At 32.2% G+C, this 608-nt stretch carries 2 protein-coding genes; both read right to left on the bottom strand.

Translation table 11 applies throughout. The features are described 5' to 3' along the window. Positions 1-68 precede the first annotated feature (68 nt). Positions 69-353 carry a hypothetical protein gene (locus tag ACFSUL_RS21345; protein WP_377938391.1) on the bottom strand — a complete coding sequence of 95 codons (285 nt, stop codon included), beginning with the start codon at positions 351-353 and terminating at the stop codon, positions 69-71. Next, on the bottom strand, positions 354-608 hold a 255-nt coding region (locus tag ACFSUL_RS21340), incomplete at its 5' end, for a DUF2089 family protein (RefSeq protein WP_377938389.1). It abuts the gene before it with no gap.

Genomic DNA, 608 nt, shown 5'->3' with positions numbered 1-608 from the left:
ACCATCAAATATATATGGAGTGTCATCCGTTGCAAAGATTATAACTCATAAACGATACTTTAAATCCGTTAAAGATTTTTCAACTCAATCTTTTCTAGTTCTTTCTGTCGTTTCTTTTTCAAATGCTCTCTGCCATTAATCCAAATACTACATAGAATTGCAAGTCCTCCAATAGCAACTAAGATAAGTCTAACTGTACTTAAATCATCATTTCTGGCAGGAATCCAATAAACCATAAAAATGAGGTATAGAACAGGTAATATTGCTCCCCAAAAAGCTCTTTTTCTTCTTGCAAATATAAATTGTATGGTTAAAACAACGATGGCAATCGACCAACCATAGACTTGTTCCATTTAATTATCATCCTTTTCAGATTTATACTTTTCTATAATAACTTTTGCAACATCGAGACTAATCCTTTCATCAATAACTAAATTTTTCACCATATTAATGAACTCAACATCTTCCTTCTTGCTATTCAGTTCCACTTTCTTAATCAACTTATCAAGCTTTGTTCTAACTGTGGGGTAAGAAACCTCATAAATCTTAGCGACCTCTTTAAGGGATCCCGAATTTAGTATGAACTTTCGAATGAATTCAATCGAATC

This window comes from Bacillus seohaeanensis, assembly GCF_042684945.1.
Lineage (GTDB): Bacteria > Bacillota > Bacilli > Bacillales > Bacillaceae_B > Rossellomorea > Rossellomorea seohaeanensis.
This window is presented reverse-complemented; position numbering and strand designations above follow the sequence as displayed.